At 71.1% G+C, this 20,705-nt stretch carries 18 protein-coding genes; 6 read left to right on the top strand and 12 right to left on the bottom strand.

From position 1 onward, the window contains the following. The 5 genes from ACI3KX_RS06190 to ACI3KX_RS06170 all read right to left on the bottom strand — a co-directional run. Positions 1 to 845, bottom strand: an 845-nt coding sequence (locus ACI3KX_RS06190) for a hypothetical protein (protein ID WP_404908710.1), incomplete at its 3' end; no start/stop codon positions are given. Positions 846 to 1,099: 254 nt separating this feature from the next. Beyond that, the gene (locus tag ACI3KX_RS06185) at positions 1,100 to 1,840 is read right to left on the bottom strand and encodes a cupin domain-containing protein (protein ID WP_404908707.1); all 741 of its coding nucleotides are present in this window, start codon (positions 1,838 to 1,840) and stop codon (positions 1,100 to 1,102) included. A gap of 21 nt (positions 1,841 to 1,861) precedes the next feature. Further along, on the bottom strand, positions 1,862 to 2,776 hold the full coding sequence (locus ACI3KX_RS06180; RefSeq protein ID WP_404908704.1) for a PmoA family protein: 915 nt from the start codon (positions 2,774 to 2,776) through the stop codon (positions 1,862 to 1,864). Next, entirely contained in the window at positions 2,773 to 3,882 is a 1,110-nt protein-coding gene (locus ACI3KX_RS06175) for a Gfo/Idh/MocA family protein (protein WP_404908701.1), read from the bottom strand. Before ACI3KX_RS06175 ends, ACI3KX_RS06180 begins: the two co-directional genes overlap by 4 nt. Positions 3,883 to 3,904: 22 nt before the next feature. Further along, entirely contained in the window at positions 3,905 to 5,218 is a 1,314-nt protein-coding gene (locus ACI3KX_RS06170) for an ABC transporter substrate-binding protein (protein WP_404908698.1), read from the bottom strand. A gap of 134 nt (positions 5,219 to 5,352) precedes the next feature. On the opposite strand from ACI3KX_RS06170, the gene ACI3KX_RS06165 reads away from it, so the two are divergent. After that, on the top strand, positions 5,353 to 6,360 hold the full coding sequence (locus tag ACI3KX_RS06165; protein ID WP_363356800.1) for a LacI family DNA-binding transcriptional regulator: 1,008 nt from the start codon (positions 5,353 to 5,355) through the stop codon (positions 6,358 to 6,360). A gap of 32 nt (positions 6,361 to 6,392) precedes the next feature. Here ACI3KX_RS06165 and panB read toward each other — a convergent pair whose 3' ends face one another. From panB to ACI3KX_RS06145, 4 genes are all read right to left on the bottom strand, one after another. Then, on the bottom strand, positions 6,393 to 7,253 hold the full coding sequence (panB, locus tag ACI3KX_RS06160) for a 3-methyl-2-oxobutanoate hydroxymethyltransferase (RefSeq protein WP_363356799.1): 861 nt from the start codon (positions 7,251 to 7,253) through the stop codon (positions 6,393 to 6,395). Continuing rightward, positions 7,253 to 8,104 (bottom strand): pantoate--beta-alanine ligase, encoded by an 852-nt coding sequence (panC, locus tag ACI3KX_RS06155; protein WP_404908718.1) that lies wholly within the window; start codon positions 8,102 to 8,104, stop codon positions 7,253 to 7,255. Before panC ends, panB begins: the two co-directional genes overlap by 1 nt. Further along, the gene (locus tag ACI3KX_RS06150; protein ID WP_363356798.1) at positions 8,101 to 8,895 is read right to left on the bottom strand and encodes a DUF2520 domain-containing protein; all 795 of its coding nucleotides are present in this window, start codon (positions 8,893 to 8,895) and stop codon (positions 8,101 to 8,103) included. The genes panC and ACI3KX_RS06150 overlap by 4 nt, the downstream gene beginning before the upstream one ends. A gap of 68 nt (positions 8,896 to 8,963) precedes the next feature. Continuing rightward, positions 8,964 to 10,421: a purine-cytosine permease family protein gene (locus tag ACI3KX_RS06145; protein ID WP_404908694.1), complete on the bottom strand. Its 1,458-nt coding sequence runs from the start codon at positions 10,419 to 10,421 to the stop codon at positions 8,964 to 8,966. A gap of 123 nt (positions 10,422 to 10,544) precedes the next feature. Between ACI3KX_RS06145 and ACI3KX_RS06140 the strand changes: the two genes are divergently transcribed. The 3 genes from ACI3KX_RS06140 to ACI3KX_RS06130 all read left to right on the top strand — a co-directional run bounded on the left by ACI3KX_RS06140 (position 10,545) and on the right by ACI3KX_RS06130 (position 14,006). Next, positions 10,545 to 11,177, top strand: coding sequence for a TetR/AcrR family transcriptional regulator (locus ACI3KX_RS06140; RefSeq protein WP_404908691.1), 633 nt, complete (start codon positions 10,545 to 10,547; stop codon positions 11,175 to 11,177). Between the two features lie 148 nt (positions 11,178 to 11,325). Further along, positions 11,326 to 13,464, top strand: coding sequence for an RNA polymerase recycling motor ATPase HelR (helR, locus tag ACI3KX_RS06135; RefSeq protein ID WP_404908688.1), 2,139 nt, complete (start codon positions 11,326 to 11,328; stop codon positions 13,462 to 13,464). A gap of 77 nt (positions 13,465 to 13,541) precedes the next feature. Next, complete coding sequence (locus ACI3KX_RS06130) at positions 13,542 to 14,006, top strand: hypothetical protein (RefSeq protein WP_363356794.1); 465 nt, start codon at positions 13,542 to 13,544, stop codon at positions 14,004 to 14,006. Positions 14,007 to 14,088: 82 nt separating this feature from the next. On the opposite strand, the gene ACI3KX_RS06125 is transcribed toward ACI3KX_RS06130, so the two are convergent. From ACI3KX_RS06125 to ACI3KX_RS06115, 3 genes are read right to left on the bottom strand one after another with little or no spacing between them, the layout of a single operon-like run. Then, complete coding sequence (locus ACI3KX_RS06125) at positions 14,089 to 15,468, bottom strand: L-serine ammonia-lyase (protein ID WP_404908685.1); 1,380 nt, start codon at positions 15,466 to 15,468, stop codon at positions 14,089 to 14,091. Continuing rightward, positions 15,468 to 16,868, bottom strand: a complete 1,401-nt coding sequence (locus ACI3KX_RS06120) for a DUF3100 domain-containing protein (RefSeq protein WP_363356792.1) — start codon at positions 16,866 to 16,868, stop codon at positions 15,468 to 15,470. The genes ACI3KX_RS06125 and ACI3KX_RS06120 overlap by 1 nt, the downstream gene beginning before the upstream one ends. Positions 16,869 to 16,918: 50 nt before the next feature. Further along, on the bottom strand, positions 16,919 to 18,148 hold the full coding sequence (locus ACI3KX_RS06115; protein ID WP_363356791.1) for an amidohydrolase: 1,230 nt from the start codon (positions 18,146 to 18,148) through the stop codon (positions 16,919 to 16,921). Positions 18,149 to 18,290: 142 nt separating this feature from the next. Here ACI3KX_RS06115 and ACI3KX_RS06110 point away from each other — a divergent pair, with 142 nt between their 5' ends. Further along, positions 18,291 to 19,286, top strand: a complete 996-nt coding sequence (locus ACI3KX_RS06110) for an Lrp/AsnC family transcriptional regulator (protein WP_363356790.1) — start codon at positions 18,291 to 18,293, stop codon at positions 19,284 to 19,286. A gap of 165 nt (positions 19,287 to 19,451) precedes the next feature. Then, positions 19,452 to 20,666, top strand: a complete 1,215-nt coding sequence (locus ACI3KX_RS06105) for an MFS transporter (RefSeq protein ID WP_404908716.1) — start codon at positions 19,452 to 19,454, stop codon at positions 20,664 to 20,666. Positions 20,667 to 20,705 lie beyond the last annotated feature (39 nt).

The raw sequence follows: 20,705 nt of genomic DNA, 5'->3' as shown, positions 1-20,705 counted from the left end.
AGCCCGCCCAGCCCCGGGATCTCGAAGCTCGACAGCTGCTCGCCGATCCCCGAGACGGCCTCCCCCGCACCCGAGACGAGATCGCCCGCACCGCCCAGGTCGACGCCACCTGCGATCGCGTCGAGGTCCACCGCACTCGCGACGGCGTCGAAGTCGATCCCCGTCGCCACCGCCTGCGCCAGCAGCGGGGCCGCGACGGCGCTCACCACGGCGGAACCCGCGACCGCACCCAGCAGCCCGCCGGCACCGACGAGCGCGGCGCTCTTCGCCATCCCACCGCCCTGCGGTGCCCGGCTGCCGCGACCGACCCGCGCGAGCAGCCCGGCCATCGCGCCCGGTCGGAGAGCCTCGGTGCGGGCGGCGGCGCGCGCCAGCTCGGGCGCCTCGGCGGTGCGCGGCTGCTCCGACGGGCGCAGCTCCGAACGCATGCCGGCCTGCACCTGAGCACGCTGCTGCGGCGTCAGCCGGGCGAAGGCCTCGCGGTGGATGGCCTCGACCTGGTGCGGGTCCGACGTCTGCAGCAGGTACTCGTAGCGTGCGATCGCGGCGCGGTCCGCGGCGGTCGGTGTGACAGCGCTTCCCGGCACGGCGGGAGCCGACGGCGCCGGAGGAGTGACGCCGAGGACGTGCGCCGCAGGAGGCGTGACACCGACCCCGGTCGCCGCAGGAGGCGTGAGGCCGACGCCGGCACCGGCGCCGGCGACGTCGCGCACCATCGCGCGCCAGTCGCGTCCGTTGCCGGATGTCTGCGGACTGGAGGAGGCCTGCGAGCCCGAGGAGGACTGCGAGCCCGAGGAGTCCAGTGCCTTGGCGGCGAGGTCGAAGAGGCGGTTGAGAGAGCCCATGGAGGTTCCTTCCCTATCGGAGACGTGGCGTGTGAAAGACCGCCAAGGTCTCCTCCGCCCCGAAGGGCCGGCAACCCGGGATCCGGCGCTGGATCCGTAGTGACGAGTGTGCCGCAGGCGGGAGTACTCCCCTTGTGCTCTCCACCCTACGGTCGGCGGCGCATCGCACCGGCCGCTTCGGCGAGCTCATCGGGCTCTCTCAGCGAATTGATCGGATCCGGCTGCGTCGGCCGCGGCATCCGCTCCCCACCGTGTCAACGCGGGACGAGCGCCTCGCTCACGTCGTACGCCCGCAGTCGCCCGCACATGCCGAAGCCGCGCTCGCCTGCCGGCTCGGCGGCGAGGGACACCGTCGCCGAGGCGAGATGCGTCGCCTCGCCGCCGGCGATCGCGCGCGTGATGTCGAGGCTCTGCGCCGCCTGCGCGACGGGGCCGCGCTCCACGATGTCGGACCACGCCGCCGCGCGCTCCCGGACCAGTGCGGCCGCTGCCGCGTGGAACGCTCGCAGCGGGCCGAAGTCCCCGGCGGCCGCGGCGTCGCGGATCACATGGAACCCCTCGACCGCGAGGTCGCGGCGGCGCGACGCGGCGGCCGCTCTCGCCTCCAGCGGCGCATCAGGCAGCGTCGCCGCCGCAGCGTATCGCTCGGGGTCGGCGACGATGTCGGCGGGGAACGTCATGACGGCATCCCCGGCCTCGGGAAGTCCCGCGTTGCCCATGACAACGAGGACCTTCAGACCCCCGTGGTTGACTGCGCGGTGGATCGTCCCGGGCGTGAACCAGACGACGGAGCCTTCGCGCAGCTCGGTCTCGCGGACGCCGGTCGGGTCGACCGTGTGCAGCGCCCCGCGTCCTCCGATCACGACGTAGCACTCGTTCGAGGCCAGGTGCATGTGGGGGCTGCCGCCGCGGAGTCCGTCGGGGCCGAGGTCCTCGTAGACGTCGAGCAGGGTGACGGAGGTCGCTCCGGGAAAGCTCGGGGCGGTGTCGACCACGTTCGCTCCTCTCCTCATGCCTCAGACTACGACCGGCTGAAGGATGCCGCGCAGCGCGTCCGCGAGCGGCTCCGCGGCATCCGCTCCCCCGTCGGCGATCCCCACCGCGTACCGGAACCGCACCGTCTCGCCCGGGGCGACGACGACCTCCTCGCTGAAGAAGGGCGCGGGGTTCAGCGCGGCGAACTCCGCGGACCGGGCGAACCACTGCGGTGGGTGGCGCGGGTTGGTGGCGTCGTCGAGCATGAGCACGAGCGACGTGGCGTCGCTGTCGTCGTGGTGGCCGACGTAGCCCATCCACTCGAAGCGCGCGCCGCGCACCTCGTCGCCGGCGCCCGAGACGCCGGGGGCGACGAGGGTGCCGTTGGTGAACGAGCGCGGGCCGCGCCAGAACAGCCCGCCGTAGCCGGCGTTGTCACGGCCCCGGGTGGTCGGGGAGCCGATCGCGATCGGCGCAGCGGCGACGTTCGTCAGGCGGGTGTCGAACGTGAGCGCCCACGCGTCTTCCGACACGATCTCGGCGCTCAGCTCCCGCTGCTCGGCGAAGATGTCGTCGCCCGACTCCGTGATCCACCGCAGCGCGTGCGAGACCGCGGCGCGGGCGCCGGACTCCAGCTCGATCTCGCCCTCGTGCTGCTGCACGCCGTTGTTGGGCAACTGCACGTAGAACTGCCCGTGCACGTACGTGGGTCCGCCCCAGAAGTTCTCGTCGTTCACGACCGGCAGCGCCCAGGCGATCCCCTTGTGCCACACGTGGTCATGCGGCCGGAACAGGCTCACCGCGTGACCCGCCCGCGTGCGGATCGGGTGAAGGTACGGCTTCGGCGACTCCAGCGCCACCGTCATGGGCGCGTAGACGTACGTGAACAGGTCGATGTCCCCGTCGCGGACGCTGACCGCCGAGCCGGACTCGTGGGTGACGCGCAGCGCGCTCATACGAGGACCTCCTTGACGGGCGCCCACGGGACGATCCCGCCGCTCATGGACCGGACGAACGGGTCGGCGCCGGCGAGTTCGCCGGCCTCGACCGTCACGCCGCGGAATGCCGACGCGTATGTGGCCGCCGCGAATTCGATGGTGCGCCGCGCCTCGGTCAGGTCGACCCCGGGAGCCTCTCCCGCCTCGAGCGCATCGAAGATGGCGGAGATCTGATCGCGGTGGCCGCTGATCGCACCGGAGTCGAGGCCATCCGCCCAGCGGGCCGTGAGGTGCTCGTGTCCTGGGGCCGGCGTGAACGTCCAGTCCTCGCTGGTGTAGCCGTACAGATGCTGCACCTCGACCGACGCGTACTCGAAGTCGAACCGCAGCCGGGACGTCTCGTCCGGCGAGACGAGCGAGTTCACCACCGTCGCGAGGGCGTCGTTCTCGAAGCGCACCAGCGCCATCGAGACGTCTTCGGTGTCAGTCGGCCGCAGCTGCCGTGCCGCGAAGGCGCTCACCTGCGACCAGCGGCCGAAGATCGCGAACAGCAGATCGAATTGATGGATGCCGTGGCCCATGGTCGGACCGCCGCCCTCGACATCCCATCGCCCCCGCCACGGCACGTCGAAGTACTCGTCGGGGCGGTGCCACAGCGTCTCGCAGGTGGCGACGAGCGGGCGGCCCAGCTCGCCCGCTCCGGCCAGCGCCGCCAGGTGGCGGGCGGCCGCGCCGAAGCGGTGCTGGAAGACCGTGAGGACCGGCACGCCGGTCTCGGCCTGCACAGCGGCGAGCTCGTCCATCTCGCCGAGGCTGAGCGCCGTGGGCTTCTCGACGAGCGAGGTGACACCGGCGCGCATCGCCTGGATCGCGAGCGGCGTGTGCGTCTGCGGCGGGGTGCAAATGTGCACGAGGTCGAGCCGCTCGTTCGCGAACAGCTCGGCGGCGCCGGGGTAGACCCGGTCGACGCCGAAGCGCTCGGCGAACGCCTCGGCGCGAGCGCGGTCGAGGTCGACCACGCCGGCGATCTCGACGCGCGGCCGCAGGCTTGTCAGGGCGTCGGCATGGGCGTGTGCGATGCCGCCCGTGCCGATGATCCCGACGCGGAGGGGGGAGGAAGACATGAGGGGTCCGTTTCGGTCGTGACTACTGGTTGACGATGACGTCGATCTCGGCGAACAGCTGATCCACCGCGTCGTCGACCGTGATGGTCCCGAAGCCGAGCTCCTGACCGAGCGCCTTGAACTTGGCCTCGACCGAGCCGTAGCCGACGATCGGCACCGGCGGGGCGTCGCCGATGCGGTCGGCGATCGACTCCTCGTAGTCGATGATCTGCTGGGCGGTCTCGTCGAGCTCCACGCCTTCGAGCTGGGTCTGGGATGCGGGCATCCCTCGGTTCGTGCCGAAGATGGCGCCCACCTCGGGGCTGTTCACCAGGAAGTCGGTGAACAGGGCGGCGGCCTCGGGGTGCTCCGTGCTCGCCGCAGCGGAGATCAGCATGCCGGCCTTCTTGTACAGGTCCTTGGCTCCTTCTTCCGTCACCGGAGGCGCGAGGAGGTTCAGGTCGGGATACGCGTCGCCGAGGTTCGCGAGGTACGGAGCGCCGAAGTTGTCCCACACGATCTCGGTGAGCGCCTGGGCGGAGTCGAAGGCGCCCTTGGGAGAGACCTCCTGGATCCGCTGCTGCGGGGTGACGACGCCGTCTTCCCGCAACCCGCCGCCACGATTCCAGAAGTCGGCGAGGTCCTCCTTGGTGAAGCCGACCTCCCCCTCCTCGGTGAAGACCGACTTGCCCTCGGAGCGGAGCACGAGCTCGAACGGCTGAATGAAACTCGTGGGGTCCGCACCGCCCCACACCTCGAGTCCCGCGGCCTCGGCGGCATCCCGCGCCTGGTACAGCCACTCGTCGTACGCCTCCCAGTCGCCACCGGCGAAGGGCTCGACGCCGACCTGGTCGGTGAGGACCACGTTCTCGAACATTCCGATCGCGTTCGTCGAGACGGGCATGCCGGCGATCGTGTCGTTGATCGATGCGATGTCGAGCACGCTCTCGTCGTAGCCGTCGGTGGCGATGATGTCGCCGACGTAGGGCGTGAGGTCCAGGAGCAGCCCGTTCTCGGAGTACTGGCGGACGTAGGTCATGTCCATCTGGAACACGTCCGGGAGGTTCTTGCCGGCGGCCTCGGTCTGGCGCTTCTCCCAGTACTCGTCCCACGCCAGGAAGGTCGAGTTCACGGTGATGTTCGGATACTCCTCGTTGAACGCGGCGATCGCCTCGTTGTACATCTCGGCCCGGACGTCGTTTCCCCAGAACGCGAAGTCCAGGGTCACCTCCTCGTCCGGGTCATAGGTGGCTGCGGCTTCGCCGGGTGCCGATCCGGCGCAGCCTGAGAGCGCCAGGCCGAGGGCCGTGACGACCGCAGCGGCGGCGATCGCCGTCTTCTTCCTGCCAGTGAACATCGTCGTCCTTTCCGGGATCCCTGCGCGGTGAGCGTGGGGTGAACCTTCACTTAGTGATCGATCACTAAGTTCGAGAAGTGAGAATAGTGAAGGTTCACAATCTGTGTCAACATGGATGTCGAGGGAAGGCGCCCATGACAGACACCGCAGCGCATCGCCGGCCGACGATCATGGAGGTCGCCCGTCTCGCCGACGTCTCGCATCAGACGGTGTCGCGCTACTTCCGAGCCCCCGACGGACTGAAACCCGCCACCAAAGCGCGGGTGCAGGCCGCGGTCGAGCAGCTGAACTACCGCCCGAACCTCGTCGCCCGTTCCATGCGCACGCGCCGGACCGGCAGGCTCGCGGTGGTGGTGCCGACCCTCGCGTACAGCCCGGCCCGCATGCTCGCGGGCGCCAGTGCCGCCGCGCACGCAGCCGGCTATGCCGTGGAGGTGCTGAGCCTGGAGGGCGGCGCGGACGAGCGCACGCAGCGCGTCGCCGAGCTGGCGGACTCCGGCCAGGTCGACGGCATCGTCGCCTTCGCCCCGGTGAACGCCGCGGCGGAGCTGGAAGCGTCGAGTGGGACTCCGATCGTCGCCTCGGCCGACTTCGACGACGAGATGCGCGGCATCGGCGAACTGGCGGATGCCTCGGCCGTGGGAGAACTGATACGCGGGCTCGCGGACCTCGGGCACCGCCGGTTCCTCCACATCACCGGTGATCTGCAGTTCGCCTCCGCCCGCGCACGACGCGACACCTACCTGGCGGCGATCGAGACGCTCGGGCTGGAATCCTTCGACGTCGTGGAGGGCGACTGGTCCTCGGAATCGGGCATGGCAGCGATCCGGAGCCTGCCCGACCGCGGGCGTCCCACCGCGGTGGTGGCGCCGAACGACCTCGTGGCCGCCGGCGCGATCCGCGGCGCCATCGACCGCGGCTGGGCGGTGCCCGACGACCTCAGCGTCACCGGGTGGGACGACCAGCCGCTCGGGCGCCTGCTGCGTCCGGCGCTGACGACCGTGGAGGTCGACCTCGAGGGCCTGGGCTCACGCGCGATGGCACGGCTCATCAGGGCGCTGCGTGACGAGCCCCTCCCGACCGAGGTCCGACCGATCCACCGCGTCATCTGGCGCGAGTCGACCGGCGCCGCACCGCGCTGACGGGTTCGGACACCGCGGGCCGCGGCATCCGCTCAGTCCGTCGCGGGCGTGGCGAGCGCGTCGCGGGCAGCGGAGACCGCAGCCTCGTTCGCGCTGTACCCGTGCTCGGCGCCGGGGAACACGCCGCCGCGCACCTCCGCCGCGTACGCCGCGACGCCGCCGACCATCTCGTCGCCGACGGCCGCGAAGCGCTTGACGAAGGCCGCCGTCTTGCCCTCGGTGATGCCGAGGAGGTCGTGCATCACCAGCACCTGGCCGTCGGCGCGACCCGCGCCGATCCCGATCACGGGGATGTCGAGGGCAGGAAGCACCACGTCGACGACCTCGGCCGGCACCGCCTCGACCACGAGCACGCTGGCGCCGGCCTCCTGCACCGCGACCGCTTCACGGGCGAACCGCGCCGCGGACTCGGCGGTGCGGCCCTGCGCGCGCATTCCGCCGAGCGCCACCGCGGTCTGCGGCGTCAGCCCGACGTGCGCGACGACCGCGATGCCGGCCGCAGCGATCGCGCGGATGCGGCTCAGCCGCGCCTCGCCGCCGCCCTCGAGCTTCACGGCGTCGGCCCCCGCCTCCCGGACGAACCGCACCGCTGTCGCGACCGCCTGCTCGTCCGACACCTCGGTCGAGCCGAACGGCAGATCGCACACGACGAACGCCGACCGCACGCCGCGACGGACCGCGCGGGCGAGCACGAGCATCTCGTCGATCGAGACCGCCACGGTCGAGTCGTAGCCGAGCACCACCTGCGCGCCCGAATCGCCGACGAGCACCATGTCGACCTCGGCCCGCTCGGCGACCCGCGCCGTCGGATAGTCGTAGGCCGTCACCATGACGATGGGCTCGTGGCCGGCCTTCATGTCTTCCAGCCGCCGAAGCGTCACCTGCGGGCGCATCACGAACCTCCTGCGTCGATCACGGTGTTGTCGATGAGCCGCGTCGCGCCGACGCGCGCGGCGATGGCGACCAGTGTCGGGCGATCGACCTGGGGAACCGGCTCGAACGTCTCCGGGTCGACGAACGCGACGTATTCGAGCGCGATCATCCCCTGGGCCAGCACGTCCAGCGCCCGGTCGCGCAGCGCGCGGGAATCACGGATGCCGGAGGCCGCGGCATCCGTCACCGCCTGAAGTGCGCGCGGAATGGCCAGCGCGCGTGCGCGCTCATCGGGCGACAGCCGCGCGTTGCGGCTCGAGCGGGCGAGGCCGTCGTCATCGCGGGACGTCGGGCACACGACGAGTTCGACCGGCACGTTGAGGTCGGCGGTCAGCCGGCGCAGCACCGCGACCTGCTGCGCGTCCTTCGCGCCGAAGTAGGCGGCATCGGGGAGCGCTGCGAGCAGCAGCTTCGTCACGACGGTCGCGACTCCGTCGAAGTGCGCGCGCCCGCGCTGGGCGCCCTCGAGGGTCTCGGCGACGGATCCGGTCACGCTCACCGTCGTGGAGAAGCCGTCGGGATACATCTCGCCGGCGTCCGGGGCGAACACCACGTCGACACCGGCTTCCTCGGCGAGCGCGACGTCGCGCTCTTCGGTGCGCGGGTAGGCGGCAAGGTCGGCCTGCTCGGTGAACTGCGCGGGGTTCACGAAGATCGACATCACGACGGTGTCGTTGTCGGCGCGAGCCGCCCGCACGAGCGTGAGGTGTCCCTCGTGCAGCGCGCCCATCGTCGGCACCAGGCCGATGGATCCGCCGCGGCGCTCGCGCAGGGCGGCGCGCAGGTCGGCGACGGTTCGGACGACGATCACCACGAGGTCTCCCCCGCTGCGGGTCCCGAACCACGGACGACCGTCGTGGCGTGCGCGGCGGCCAGTTGCCGCGTCGCCGTGACGAGGGCGTCGAAGAGTTCGGCCTGCTCGGGCATTCGCTCCCGCACCGCCGCGCGCTGGCGTGCCACGGTCTCGTCGTCACCGCGCGCGATGGGGCCGGTGAGGGCCGAGGCACCGCCGGCATGCCAGTTCTCGACCGTCGCGCGCACGAGCGGTGCGAACGCGTGGCGGGGGACCCCGGCCGTCGCGGCGAGGTCCTCGGCGAACCACTCGAGTGTCACGAGGAAGTTCGAGGCGATCGATGCCGCCGCGTGGTACGCGGCGCGATCGGCGTCGGCGACCTCGAACGGCGCCATCCCCAGGGCGTCCGCGAGGGCACGTGCGGCAGCGTCGGCGCGAGGGGTCGAGCCGGCGACGGCGGCCGGAACCCCGTCGAACGACACGGCCGCACCCGCCACCGTCGTGAGGGGATGGATGCTGAACGCCTCGTGCGGTGCGAGCGGCTCGAGCGTCGACGCACCCGAGAAGTGCCCCACGAGGGGTCCCGGCACGATCACAGCCGCGGCTGCCGCGATCTCGGCATCCGGAACGGCCAGCAGCACGAGATCGGCACCGTCTGCGGTGTCACCGCGGCCGAGCGGTCCGCGCACCTCAGCGCCCGCGGCCCGCAGTGCGGCAGCCATCGACCGGCCGACACGCCCATCGCCGACGATCGCGATCACGCCGAAGGCACCGCGGGCGCGCGCGTGATCGGGGTCGAGGTCCGGCATCGTCGTCGTCTCCCGTCGCGCGCGGTGTAAGTGAACCTCGTTCAAAATACCCCGTTGCGCGGAGGACGTCAGACGCGGGCGGGCCGCCCCGCCTTTCCGAGCGGCGTGCGCAGCAGCACGGTGTAGACGCCGACCGACACCAGCATCCCGACCGGCACCGAGAGATCGACGTAGCCGAGACTCTCGGCGATGGGCCCGGTCCAGACCTCGGTCGACAGGCACAGCGCGGTCGCGATGCCGCCGATCACGACAGCGGCCATGCCCGGGATGCTCCATCCGCCGCTGTACCAGAAGCGGCCGCCGCGCTCCTCGTCGAAGAGCTCGACGCCGTCGTAGCGGTTGCGGCGCATCACGACGTCGGCGACGAATACCGCCATCGTGGGCGCCGAGACGATGACGAGGAACTGCAGCATGAGGTTGACGGCATCCAGAAGGTTCGTCGACAGCACGAGGTAGATGGTGAGCGCGGTGCCGATGACGCCCACCACCACCGCGGCCGGGATGCGGCGGATGGGGATGCCGATGGCCTGCAGCGCCATGCTCGAGGTGTAGGTGGTCATGCCGTTGAGCGCGATGGTGTTCGTGATCACGCCGATGACCAGGACCGGCCCGAGCCACGCGGGCAGCATCCCGAGGAGAGCGGATTCGATGCCGGCCTCCATCACCGCGCCGGCGGCGACGGTCGCCAGCAGCGCTCCGACGATCGTGAACACCATGCCGGGCAGCGCTCCGCCGAGGGCGGTGGCGGCGATGATGTGCGAGGGCTTCGTCGACCGCGGCAGGTATCGCGCGATGTCGGGGCTGTTGATGAACGAGATCGGCGACGAGGCGATGATCGTGAAGCCGATCGTGATCGCCGACCACAGCGGCACGCCCGACAGCGGCTCAGGCTGCTGGAAGCTCCAGTCGACCTGCGGCAGGATGAACGCCGCGACGGTCACGAAGATGACGGCCAGCACGATCGCCAGCCACGAGTAGACGCGCAGGATCAGCGCGTGGCCGTAGACCGCCACGAGCACGGTGAGCGCAGAGATCACGAGCGTCACGGCGATCGGCACGACGACGGGGTCGCTCAGCCCCATTCCCGCGAGCAGGCCCGCGCCCAGGAACGACGACGCGAGCCAGTTGAGCGCCAGGAACACCGCTCCGATCAGCCACCCGGTGAACGCCACGACGGGCTTGTTGCCGATGATGCCGTAGATGGCCCGCGTGATGACCGAACCCGAGGTGCCTGCCGCAGGCCCGCTGATCGCGATGAGGCCGGGGAAGACCCACAGCACCGATCCGGCGATCACGACGAGCACCGCCTGCCACAGTTCCAGCCCGAGCAGCACGAGCGTGGCCCCGACGGTGAAGTTCAGGATGCTGACGCTCGGCGCCGCCCAGACGAAGAAGAGGTCGCGAGCCCGGCCATGACGCTCGCCGGCTCCGATCAGCTCGATGCCGCGCGTCTCGGGCTGGTTCGGGGCGTCCACGAACTCGGCCGGTGGCGCCGGCGCCTGCGCGGTCTGCGGGTGCTGTGACACGGTGATCCTCTCGGGCGGACCGGACGACGTCCTCGGACCGCGGCTTCGTTGCTCTCGGGACACGGTGACTATTGGCCGTGCGGACAATAGGCTATTGGTCACACATCCAATAACATGGACGGCATGGTGTCAAGCGGCGATGCGCGACGGGTTCGCAAACGGCCGGAAGAGCGGCGCGAAGAGATCCTGGCGACCGCGGCCGACATCGCGCTCACCGAGGGCCTCGAGCGCATCACCCTGCGCGCGGTCGCCGACCGGCTCGGCGTGCGTCCGGGGCTGATCACGCACTACTTCCCCGCCGCCGAGGATCTCGTCGTCGCCGCGTTCGCGCGCGCCGCTGCCGCCGAGCGCGCCGAGCTCTTCCCGAGGGAGGGCACCGCGATGCAGCGGCTGGCACGCCTGGTCACCGGGTTCGAGAGCCGAGACTCGTGGGATCTCGCGCGGCTGTGGCTGAATGCCCGCCACCTCTCGCGTTTCAGCCGGCCGCTGAACGAGGCGCTGGTCGAACAGGAGACGCTCAACCGGGCCGGCATCGTCGACATCATCGCGCACGGCATCAGCGCCGGCGAGTTCGCCACCGTCGATGCGCACGCGGCGGGCATCCGCATCCTGATGGCCGTGGACGGGCAGAGCGCCTCGGTGAACAACAGCCACGATGCCGGTGACGGCGCGCACGAGCAGTTCGTGTCGGACGTCGCCGAGTGGACGCTGGGTCTGGAGCCGGGAACCCTGCGGGCGACCGCCCGTTCGAACTGAGTTCCTCCCCGCCCGCACTTCCAGGATACCGGGCGGAGGGGGCCTTGCGGCAAGGGCCCCCTGGGGGCGCATACTGGTCGATCGCGACGCCTCTCCGCCCCTTCCTTCACCGAACGCCGCGTCGCGATGTCCGCCAGGAGCAGATGCCGTGAATCCCATCCAGACCAGCCCTTTCCAGCTGCCCGAACGCCTCTCCGCCAAGTCCGACCCCGCGCTGATCAGCGCTGACGAACGGCAGTTCGCCGCCATCGCCGAGAGCCTCGCCCGCTCCATCGACGGCCTCGAGGAGCGCCTTGCGGAGCTCCGTCGACGCCCCGGCGGGCACGGGCAGGCCGGTCTCGAGCGCGACCTCGAGATCCATCGCCTCTCCGCACGCCTGCGCGTGCTGCGCCGCTTCACGATGGACGCGTGCCTCGGCCGCATGGTGCCCGCGGACCGCTCCGAGACCGTCTACATCGGCCGCTTCGGACTCACGGATGCCGGTGGCCGGCGCCTCCTCGTCGACTGGCGCACGCCGGCTGCCGAGCCGTTCTTCGCGGCGACCCATGCGCACCCCTCGGGCCTGGTGAGTCGTCGCCGCTACCGGTGGACGGGCGGCCGCGTGACCGACTACTGGGACGAGGTGTTCACGGCCGACGGGTTGGAGCAGAGCGCCGCGCTCGACGACCAGTCCGCGTTCATCGCGAGTCTGGGTGCGAGCCGCTCGCCGCGCATGCGCGACGTGCTGGGGACGATCCAGGCGGATCAGGATGCGATCATCCGCGCCGGCTCGCGTGGCTCGCTGGTCGTCGACGGCGGTCCGGGCACCGGCAAGACGGTGGTGGCGCTTCACCGCGCCGCGTATCTCGTGTACTCCGACCCGCATCTGGGCGAGGGCCGCGGCGGCGTGCTGTTCGTCGGTCCGAGCCCCGCCTACCTGTCGTACGTCGAGGACGTGCTGCCGAGCCTCGGTGAGGAGAGCGTGCAGACGTGCACGCTGCGCGACCTCGTCGCCGAGGGCACGATCGCCGAGCGCGAGCGCGACCCGGTCGTCGAGCGACTCAAGGCCGATGGGCGCATGGTGGACGCGATCGAGCCGGCGGTGCGCCTGTACGAAGAGCCGCCCGCCGATGGCCTCGTCGTCGAGACGCCGTGGGCCGAGCTGTGGCTCAGTCCCGAGGACTGGGCGGAGGCGTTCGCGTCGGCCGAGCCCGGTACGCCGCACAACGAGGCTCGGGACCAGGTCTGGGAGACGGTTCTCGACATCCTCACCGACCAGGCGGACGGCGAGGAGGTGCCGCCGCATCAGCTGCGGCGAGCGCTCGCGCGTCACGAGGAGTTGACCCGAGCGTTCGGGCGTGCGTGGCCGCTGGTGGAGGCATCCGTCCTCGTGTCGGACCTCTGGTCGGTGCCCGCCTACCTGCGCCGCTGCGCACCGTGGCTCACGCCCGAAGAAGTGGCTGTGCTGCAGCGAGGCGACGCCACCGCGTGGACAACGTCGGATCTGCCGCTGCTCGACGCGGCACGGCGCCGGCTCGGCGACCCCGGCGCCTCGCGCCGGCGGCGGGAGCGCGAGGCGAAGCTCGCGCAGGAGCGCGAGTACATGGCGCAGGTGGTCGACCGCCTCAAGGAGGCCGGCGACGAGATGATGCAATGGCTCGACGGCGACGACCTGCGCAACAGCCTCGTCGACGACTCGGTGGTCGACGCGCACGACCCCGACCTGCTGGCGGGGCCGTTCGCGCACATCATCGTCGACGAGGCCCAGGAGCTCACCGATGCGCAGTGGCGGATGCTGCTGGCGCGCTGCCCGTCGCGCAGCTTCACTGTGGTCGGCGATCGGGCCCAGGCGCGGCACGGGTTCCGCGAGTCATGGCAGGAGCGACTCGAGCACGCAGGGCTCACCGACGTGAGCATCGCCTCGCTCACCATCAACTACCGCACGCCGAGCGAGGTCATGGCGGAGGCCGAGCCGGTGATCCGCGTCGCGATCCCCGGCGCGAACGTGCCCACGTCGATCCGCTCCAGCGGAGCCCCCGTGCTCCGCGCCGGTGCGGCGGAGCGCGACGGCATCCTCAGCGCCTGGCTCACGGCGCATCCCGAGGGCACCGCCTGTGTCATCGGAGACCCGTCGTTCGTCGCCCAGGACCGCGTGCGCTCGCTGACGCCGGAGCTCGCGAAGGGCCTGGAGTTCGACTTCGTCGTGCTCGTCGAGCCGTCGAGGTTCGGCGAGGGGATCGAGGGCGCGGTGGACCGCTACGTCGCGATGACGCGCGCGACGCAGCAGCTCGCGGTGCTGGAGAGGTAGGTGCGGACCTGATCAGTGAGCCCATCGACGGTGTGCGTGGGCGGGCGTAGTCTGACGCCTATCGGGCAGGAGGGGTCGTGAAGAGGCGGCACGCACACCACGCGATCAGTGAAGACGAGCAGATCGCCCGCTACGCCTACGTTCTGGGGAACGTTCCGGCGAGCGTCGCCGACAAGGCGTACGCAGCCGCATACTCGCGGCTCTCACCTTCGCAGCGTCAAGAACTCGTCGGCCAGCTGGGCTCGCAGGTGCCCGGCGCGCCGCAGGAAGCAGCATCCGTCGATCCCGAAGCATTTGCCGTGCTCATGCGTGACCTGCGTTCGCGCGACGCCTTCGTGCGCCTCGAGGGTGCCGGTGCTTTCGCGGCCGCATTCGTGGGGAGTCCTCCCATCGCCGCGTACTTCACGGCCGGCGCGGGTTCGGTGACGATCGACCAGCACCCGCCCTGGGTGCACGAACTGGCAGGCCATGAGACGGCCCCGATCGACGGGGGAACGGTTCACCACCGCCGGGCGCAGAGCTATGGCGAGTGGTACGGCTGAAGCCGCGACCCGCAGCGCGGTCCCCGATGCCCCCTGCACCGCCGGCCCGTGAACGGGAACGGGTCGAATCTCGGGGACGGGGTCAGCACTCGACGACGTTGACGGCGAGCCCTGCCGCGCTGGTCTCCTTGTAGCGGGACGACATGTCGGCGCCGGTCTGCCGCATCGTCTCGATCGCGGTGTCGAGGTCGACGATGTGGCTGCCGTCGCCGAGCAGCGCCAGGCGGCTCGCGGTCATCGCCGTCGACGCGGCGACCGCGTTTCGTTCGATGCAGGGGATCTGCACGAGCCCTGACACCGGGTCGCACGTGAGGCCGAGATGGTGCTCGATCGCGATCTCCGCCGCGTTCTCGATCTGCGCGGGCGTGCCGCCGCGCACGGCCGTCAACCCGGCGGCCGCCATTGCGCAGGCGCTGCCGACCTCCGCCTGGCAGCCCGCCTCGGCGCCCGAGATCGAGGCGTTGGCCTTGATGATCGAGCCGATCGCGGTCGCCGTCAGCAGGAACCGGCGGATGAGCTCGGGGGCGAAGCCGGTGGCGGCGACCGACTGGTAGAGCACGGCGGGGAGAACGCCCGCGGCGCCGTTCGTCGGCGCGGTCACCACTCGTCCGCCCGCCGCGTTCTCCTCGTTGACCGCGAGTGCGTAGACCGAGACCGCCTCCGCGGCATCCGTCGACTCACCCCGTTCGGCGAGTCGGCGCCACGCCGCGGCCGCCCGGCGCGGCACGCGCAGGCCGCCCGGCAGCACGCCGTCGGAGTGGAGGCCGCGCTCGATGCACGCCCGCATCGCCATCCAGATCGCGTCGAGCCCGCGTCGGGCCGCGACCGCGCCGTGAACGGCGACCTCGGCCTCCCAGGCGACATCCGCGATGCTGCGTCCGCGCGAGAGGTCGAGCAGCTCCCGCATGCTGTGAAAGGCGGAGGCCGCCGACATCACCGGGCGGGGGTCGGCCGCCTCCGCCACGGAGGGCTCTCCGAGACGCCGGATGAAGCCGCCGCCGACCGACAGATATGTCTCCTCGACGACGTCACCCGAGGTGAGCTCCGCGCGCAGCGTGAGGGAGTTCGGATGCCCGTGCGGACGCTCGCGCGGCGCGAACGTCATGTCGCCGCGTGCGAACCGCACGCCGCCGATGTCGAGCACACCACCCGTCTCGAGAAGCGCCCAGGCGCCGTGGACGACCGCCGGGTCGACGGTCTCGGGGCGGTGTCCGCGGAGGCCGGCGATGACGGCATCCGGTGTTCCGTGTCCCACTCCCGTCGCGGCGAGCGAGCCGTCGAGGCGGCAGCCGAACCGGACCACGGCTGCCAGGACCCCGCCGTCGGCGAGACGGTCGCGGAAATCGGCGGCCGCACGCATCGGGCCGACGGTGTGCGAGCTCGAGGGGCCGATGCCGATCGAGAAGAGGTCGAGCGCGGAGGTGTACACCCCGCGCTCGACCTGGACGGCGGTGCCGGTCATCAGCCCCACAGTCCCAGCGCGAACTCGGCGACGATCGCCGAGAGGATGAACGACGCCGTGATGGCGACCGTCCCGACGGGGATGATCTTCCAGCCGATGCTCTTGAGCATCGGCAGGTCCTTGCCGAGGCTCAAGCCTGCGATCGTCAGCATCACGGTGATGAGCGAGAGGAAGTCGATGGTGTCCGAGACCGTCGTGAACCACCCGGCGACGGGTGAGATCGGCGACGTGAGGAACGCGCCCACCGTCATCACGACGATGATCGCCGGCACCTTGCCGCGGGTCACCTTGGCGAGGCCGATTCCGCCCGCGACCAGTGCGCCCATGACGAGGTACGCGATCACCATGTCCCACGAGAAGCCCTTCGCCGCGATCGCGGCGACGACCAGGCCCGCGAAGCCGATGATGAGCAGCGACACCCAGAGCGGCACGCGCACGTTCGGCTTCTCGAGCACCGTCTCGGCCACGGTCTTGACCGCCGCCGTCGGCATGGCGCCCTTGGCCTTCGACCGTCGGCCCGGCAGCGCCGCGTCCTTGTTGCGGGTGAGGAGCTTGTAGAAGCGGTCGGCGAGGGGCAGCGACACCCAGACCCCGATGTAGATGCCGAGCACCCCCGTGATCAGGTTCGAGGTGGCGGCGAGCGCGAGCACCTGGTCCTGCATGTCGGGGTGGGCCGACACGATGACGGATGCCGCGGCCGCCATCATCGATCCCGAGCCGACGCCCGCACCCATCGCGAGGGCGAGCGGGTCGAAGATGCCGAGCGAAGCGGCGATCGAGGCGATGAGACTCACGATGACGGCGCCGAAGATGGTGCCGAAGACGTACATCGACAGGACTCCGCGGTACTGCGGCGAGTCGGAGCCGTAGCGCTCGCTCACCATCGCGAACGAGCCCTCACGGTCGATCGAGAACGTGGCGCCGACGGTCGCCGGCCCCATGCGCAGCAGCACCGCGAGCGGGAGCGCCAGTGCGATGGTGCCGAACAGGTGACCGACCTCCTGCAGCAGCAGCGCGGGGCCGGCCTGCAGGAGCAGCGGGATGTTCGGGCCGATCGTGAACGACAGGCGCGCGCAGAGGAAGAGCACGGCGACGCCCATGATCACGGTGGCCGCCTGCTGCAGGTCGATCGGCAGCGGCTTGAGACGCTGCCCCGAGACGACGGCGCCCGCGGTGATGCCCCAGATCATCGGCAGCAGCGTCACCGACGCGATGCCGATAGGGATGACGATCGGCCCGATCGCCTGCGCAGCCGCCGAGATGGCGACGACGAGTGCGATGAGGATCCACAGCCGCGGGCTGCGGAATCCGAGGGCTATGACGGATGCCGTCTGCTGAAGGCGGCTGGGAGACTGCGGTCCTGTCGAGGCGACGTTGCCTTCGTGGGTGGGAGCGGTCATGTCGGGTTCTCCAGGTGGGGAGGCGGTACGGTCCGCGTCAGCGGGGCCGGTCATGCCTCGAGCGTGGTCCGGGTCGCCCCGACGGGGCGCTCGGCGGTGCGGTGGAGCAGGTCGGCGCGCAGGGCGTCGTCCAAGGCGACGTCGAGCACCGTCCACGCGAGGATCGTGGCGGCGTCGATGACGGCCTCGTCGGCTGCGGGGGTGGCCGCAGCAGCGGTGAACTCGGGGTTGTGGGCGGGGCCCGTCTGTCCGAGGAAGGCGATGGTGGGGTGGATCGAGGGCACGACCTGCGACACGTTCCCCATGTCGGTGGAGCCGCCGCCCATCTTCGCCTCGCCGATCGTGCGGCCGCGCGCCACGAGGTTGCGGTCCCAGAGGGCGCCGAGCGATGCGTCGTGCTTCACGGGCGCGTAGGGATGCTCGGTCGGAGACCACTCCCAGCGGCATCCCGTCGCAATGGCCGCGCCTTCGAAGCACGAGAGCACGCGCTTCTTCATGTCACGCCACACGTCGATGTCGTACGCGCGCAGCTCGACCTGCACCACGGCGCGGTCGGGGATGATGTTCGTCGCCTCTCCGCCGTGCGAGACGTACGCGTTGAGATTCGTGTCCTTGGGCAGCTGCTGGCGGAGGAAGGCGACGGCGGTCTGGGCGATCGCGGCGGCGGACGCGGCGTTGAGCCCCTGCTCCGGCATGCCGGCGGCGTGTGCGGTCCTGCCGTGGAAGACGACCTCGAACCGGTCGACGGCCGTCGCGCTGAAGGCCGTCGCCGAGATGTCCTCTCCGGTCATGCCGTGCACCATGAGCGAGAAGTCGACGTCTTCCCAGGCGCCGGCGAGAAGCATAGCCACCTTGCCGCCGCCGTGCTCCTCCGCAGGCGTGCCGAGCAGCTTGACCCGCACGCCGGCCGCGTCGGCGAGGGGTGCCAGCGCGAGGGCCGCGCCCACTCCCGAGGCGGCGATGACGTTGTGCCCGCAGCCGTGGCCGATGCCGGGAAGCGCGTCGTACTCGGCGCAGATCGCGACGGTGAGGTCGCCGGTGCCGTACACCGCCTCGACGGCGGTGGCGACGCCGTACGCCCCGACCTCGACGTCGAAGCCGGCGTCCTGGAGCGCCCGGGCGACGAGGGCTGCGGCGTGGTGCTCCTGCCACGACAGCTCGGGGTTCTCGTGGATCGCGTGGCTCAGGCCGATGAGCTCGTCACGGCGTGATTCGACGTTGTCGGCGGCATGGCGCTTCAACTCGGTGAGGGTGACGGCGTCGGTCGTGATGAGGCTCACGATGGTCCTTTCGTCGGTGCGATCGATGCGGCAATGGTGCGCTTGTGCATGTTTCGAACACGTGAATCCGCGGGCTATCTGCGCTAGATCGATGTTCGATGCGTCAGAATTGCGCTACCGATGCCCTCTCGGAAGGCCGCCAGTGCAGGAGATCACCCTCGATCCGATCGATCGAAGACTCGTCCATGCCCTCCAGATCGAGCCGCGTGCGAGCTGGAACGAGCTGTCCCCCGTCATCGGCGTCGACGCCAGCACGCTCGCGCGCCGGTGGGCACGGCTGCGCGAGGAGGGCATCGCGTGGGTCACGGGGCATCCCACGATCGGGCAGGTGTCGATCATGGAGATCGACTGCGAGCGGGCGAAGATGGATGCCGTCATCCAGGAGCTGCAGCGCGACCCCGCGGTCTACGTTCTCGACGTCACCTCCGGGTCACGCGATCTCATGGCGATCGTCTTCGCCCCCGACATCGCCGGGCTGTCCGACTATTCACTGCACCGCCTGGGCAGGCTCGACGGCGTCCGATCGGTGCGCACGCACCTCGTCAACGAGACGCTCATCGACGGCGCGAGCTGGCGGCTGCGCGCGCTGGAACCGGCCGAGGCCCAGGGCGTCCGCCCACCGAGGCCGCCGCGGCCCCGTGCGGCGCAGCGCGTGCCCGACGACCTGCGGCAGGCGATCGAGCGCGAGGTGTGGGCGGACGGCCGCGTCCCGATCGCCACGATCGCCGAGCGCAGCGGGTTCGCGCCGCAGCGTGTGGCCGATGCGCTCGCGACGCTTCGCGCGAGGGGAAGCCTGCGCTTTCGCACCGACATGGCGCGCGCGGCATCCGGCTGGCCCATCTATGCCTGGTACTTCGTCGAGGCACCGGCACAGGTGCTCGAGGTCGCCCGCACCGCCATCACGTCCGTGCCCGAGGTGCGGCTCGCGATCACCGCGGCCAGTCGTTACAACCTCATCCTGGCCGTCTGGCTGCGGCGGCTGGCCGACGTCAACCGGTTCGAGCTCGCCCTCGAGAACGCCCTGCACGGCGCCCGCATCGGCGACCGTGCCGTCGTGCTGCGGATCGCGAAGCACATGAACCAGACCGTGGGCGCCGACACCCGCGCGACCGGCTTCGCCGGCCCCGCCTCCGTATAGCGGCGCGAGCGCCCGCCGCGGCGACCCCGTGGACGGCTTCGGCCGGGAGGGATACTGTCGCGGTGTCGGCCGAAGACCCCGTGAGGCGGTGCCGCCATCTCCAGGACCAGTTCCGCGCCATCGCTGCCCACTCCCCGCCGAGTGCAGGGCACGTACTACACGCTGATGCTCGGCAACACGCTCGCAGCGTCCTTCATCTGGGGCATCAACACCCTCTTCCTCCTCGACGCCGGGCTCACGAACCTCGAGGCCTTCTCGGCGAATGCCTTCTTCACCGCCGGGATGCTGATCTTCGAGATCCCGACGGGCGTCGTGGCCGACACCGTCGGGCGCCGGGCGTCGTATCTGCTCGGCACCATCACGCTGGCGGTGACGACCGTCATGTACTGGCTGCTGTGGGTCTGGCATTCGCCGTTCTGGGCCTGGGCGATCGTGTCCGTGCTGCTCGGACTCGGCTTCACGTTCTTCTCCGGCGCCGTGGATGCGTGGCTCGTCGACGCGTTGAAGGCCACCGGCTATCCGGGCAGCCTCGAGACGGTGTTCGGCCGGGCGCAGATCGTCGGCGGCATCGCGATGCTGTCGGGCTCGGTGCTGGGGGGTGTCCTCGCACAAGTCACGAACCTCGGCGTGCCCTTCCTCGTCAGAGGAGCGATCCTGCTGGTGATGTTCGTCGTCGCCGCCCTCCTGATGCGGGATCTGGGCTTCACACCTGACCGCAGCCAGAGCCCGCTGCGGGCGACGCGCACGGTGCTGCGGGCGTCCTTCCGTTACGGCCTCGGCGATCCGCCGGTGCGCTGGCTCATGCTCGCGAGCCCCTTCACCGCGGGTGTGGGCATCTACGTGTTCTATGCACTGCAGCCGTATCTGCTGGAGCTGTGGGGCGACGAGGAGGCCTACTCGATCGCCGGGCTCGCGGCGGCTCTGCTGTCAGGGGCCTCCATCGTCGGCGGCGCGCTGGCACCCTGGGCGCGCCGGCTCTTCCGCCGCCGCACCTCGGCGATCCTCCTCGCCACGATCTCGAGCGCCGTGGTGCTGATCGGGCTCGGGCTGATCCGCAACTTCTGGGTCGCTCTCGTGCTGGTGGCGCTCTGGGGCATCGCGTCGGCGATCGACGACCCCGTGCACCGCGCCTACCTCAACGACATGATCCCCTCGAAGCAGCGCGCCACCGTGCTCTCCTTCGACTCGCTGATGGGTTCTGCGGGCGGGGTCGTGTTCCAGCCGGTGCTGGGACGAGCTGCGGATGTCGGAGGATACGGCGCGTCGCTGCTCTGGAGCGGTGTGATCTCGGCGGTCGCCGTGCCGTTCGTGCTGCTGAGCAGGGCGCAGCGCCCGCCGGCCGACACGGCTCGCGAAGTCACCGCGCCGGCGGATGCGTAGCGGTTCGAGGCGGCACGGACGCTGAACGGCGCGCTGGCG

The sequence above is a fragment of the Microbacterium sp. ZW CA_36 genome, assembly GCF_044987475.1.
In the GTDB taxonomy this organism is placed as follows: domain Bacteria; phylum Actinomycetota; class Actinomycetes; order Actinomycetales; family Microbacteriaceae; genus Microbacterium.
This window is presented reverse-complemented; position numbering and strand designations above follow the sequence as displayed.